Source organism: Haloferax sp. s1, assembly GCF_058382125.1.
In genome coordinates this window covers 1-2,592 of sequence record NZ_JBZRPK010000272.1, presented here as the reverse complement: position 1 = coordinate 2,592, position 2,592 = coordinate 1, and the positions used below count along the sequence as shown (strand labels likewise).

Annotated in this window: 3 protein-coding genes and 1 pseudogene; 2 read left to right on the top strand and 2 right to left on the bottom strand. The window is 57.4% G+C overall.

The features are described 5' to 3' along the window. The coding region (locus tag QT222_RS02725; protein WP_491476223.1) for a hypothetical protein at positions 1-320 on the bottom strand (320 nt) is incomplete at its 3' end. A gap of 312 nt (positions 321-632) precedes the next feature. Between QT222_RS02725 and QT222_RS02720 the strand changes: the two genes are divergently transcribed. Next, complete coding sequence (locus QT222_RS02720) at positions 633-1,061, top strand: DUF7539 family protein (protein ID WP_004060471.1); 429 nt, start codon at positions 633-635, stop codon at positions 1,059-1,061. Between the two features lie 114 nt (positions 1,062-1,175). After that, entirely contained in the window at positions 1,176-1,508 is a 333-nt protein-coding gene (locus QT222_RS02715; protein ID WP_004060470.1) for a DUF5789 family protein, read from the top strand. A gap of 58 nt (positions 1,509-1,566) precedes the next feature. On the opposite strand, the pseudogene QT222_RS02710 reads toward QT222_RS02715, so the two are convergent. After that, a pseudogene (locus QT222_RS02710) lies at positions 1,567-2,592 on the bottom strand (magnesium transporter); the annotation flags it as partial.

Below are 2,592 nucleotides of genomic sequence, written 5' to 3'. Positions count from 1 at the left end.
ATGTACCGCTTTGCGAGGACTGGGAACCGACATTTCGTGAACCCGGCTGTCTGGATGTCGAGTTCTTCGTTAGGCTCGAGATAGCCGGCGAGTGTTCGGAGGAACTCGTGCGTCACAAGACCACCTTCGTAGTCAGGAAGACCGTCTTCGCGGGCTTCGTAGACCTCGAAGGCGCCGTATCCCCAGATGATGAGCTCTCCTTCTTCATCCACCTCCCAATTCAGGGTCCCGAAGCAATGTGCTTCGCAGAGCTGGCGGACTGCCTGTGCATCCGTTACGACTGCGCCGGTCGATGTCGTCGCTGCTTGGAGCGTTGCCATTGTTCGTACTCGAGGATGCTTTCCTACCCCCGCACTCCTTTGGGGATTAACAAAGCCTCTCGTGTGCCCATCCAAACGAAGAATTGAGACGCCGGTTACGACTCATCTTCGAGGTCGGCAGCCTCACCGCTCTCGGGCTAGATGAACACAATTCGGACCCATTAGAGAAATCCCCTTTTTGTGGCTTCAGATACTCTCTGATCGCCTCGACATTGACATAGATCTCGAGGTGTTCTTGCAGCGCCATCTGAACACGAAACTGGTAGTCGTGTAGCCACAAACACTCATTGGTCTTGCACTCTTTCTAGGACCATGGCCGAGTTTCCAGACGAACGACAACTCGTACTCCGGGCGCGTTCCGAGTTGGACCAGTGGACGAAAAGTGCCCGGATGGAAGCGTACACTGAACTGTTCGAAGGTGATGATCCCATCCTTTCCCCCGAAGAAGTGCAACTACTCGATGCGCTCGACTCCGAAATGGAGAGAGAGGGCGGCGATGGTGTCTGGGGAACGGATCAGTACGGCATTCACACGGCGGGGTCCTCGAGTTCGGACACCTCACTCGGCGTCGTCTGTGTGTACCACCCACAGATCACCAAAGACTCCGTCCTTCGTGGAGCAGACGACCTCGACGACGAGACCGAAGAGCGACTCAACGCAGCACTCTGGCAATACAGCGAGCGCGTCGCGACACTCATCGAAGAGAAGCTCCACGAGTTCACCCGTCAAACGCAGAGTTAGGCCCCGACTCAGGTTCAGCTCCGCATTGACAGTTGGCGAGGTTTACCTACATTCAGGTGCTAATGCAACGTCCTCAAAGAGCAATTTATCCGAATCGGGCGCCTACTCGTAGGGATACCAGACGACAAACGAGGCCAAGACGAGGACGAAGACAACGAACAGCCGCAACAGCCAGAGCGGAAGCGAGAGGAGGTCCGTGACCGCGCCCACGAAGACAGAGCGATGAGCGGCGACCCCGGTGGGCGGCTTGGTGACCTCGATGATGCACTCGAAACCCAGAACTACCCGACCACGACCGATGAACTGGTTGAGGCCTACGGAGACTACGAGATCGAAACACAAGGCGGTACAGAATCCCTTGAAAAAGTGCTTGCCCCAACTGATAACCAAACGTACGACTCCGCCGATGATGTTCGAAGCCGGCTACTGGGACTGATACATCGATAGCGAATCAGCTCGCGATGTGCTAGACCACCGGTACGGACTAGTATCCCTAAGAGTCAGTTCAGAGGAGTACGACCTGCGCCAGTCCGAGGAATGTGAAGAATCCGAGGACGTCAGTTGCGGTCGTAATGAAGATAGTCGCCGACGTTGCCGGATCGTACCCGAGCCGATCCAGAATGAGTGGAACGAGCGCGCCGAAGAATCCTGCAATGACGAGATTCGAGACCATTGCCATGCCGATGACCAGCCCCAACAAGGGACTCTGGTTAAACAGGGTGGCGATGACGGCCACGATACTACCGGTGATTACGCCGTTTGCACCCCCCGCAAGCACCTCGTTGCCGATGGCGCGCCTCCCTGTTCGAAGCGAGATCTGCTCTAGCGCGATTCCGCGGACCGTCACAGCCATCGACTGCGTGCCGGCGTTCCCACCCATCCCGGCGACGACCGGCATGTAGATCGCCAGCAGCGTCAACGCCGCGATCGTGTCCTTGAATAGCCCGACAGTCGCCGCAGCGAGAAAGGCGGTTCCGAGGTTGATGTTGAGCCACTTGTATCGCCGGCGAACCTACTCGATGTCGCAATCGAGAACGCACACCTGCTCGTCGACACCAGTGAACTCATAGAGCGTCTGGCCGGCCTTTTCCTCGATGGCCCGCAAGAGGACGTCCGCATAGATGACTCCGAGAATACTGTCATCTTCGTCGAGAACGGCAATCTTGCTCTGCGGGTTTGTTCTAAATACTTCGACAACTTCCGTGTCGGGCTGTTCGTACCGGACGGTTGGAGTGGGGCGAAGGTACTCGGTGATGACCGTCGGTCCGTGCCCGGCCAACGCCAGAGTGTGTCCAGGTAGCTCCCCTAACACCTCGTCGCCATCGGTAACGAAGACGGTCGGGAAGTGGCCCGTTCGGGCCTCGTGGCGTCGGACGAGCCGTGCCACCTCTTCGAATCCCTGGTCCTTGTCGACGGTGACGTAGTCGAGATCCATCATACCGGCGGCGCTGTCCGGACTGAATTTCAGGAGGAACTCGATCCGCTCTCGTCGGTCAATATCGAGCTGACCGAGTACGGCCTCCTGAGTATC

Coding starts and splice junctions, on each gene's coding strand:
- QT222_RS02720 (WP_004060471.1), top strand. CDS start 633: ATGGCCGAGTTTCCAGACGAACGACAACTCGTACTCCGGGCGCGTTCC.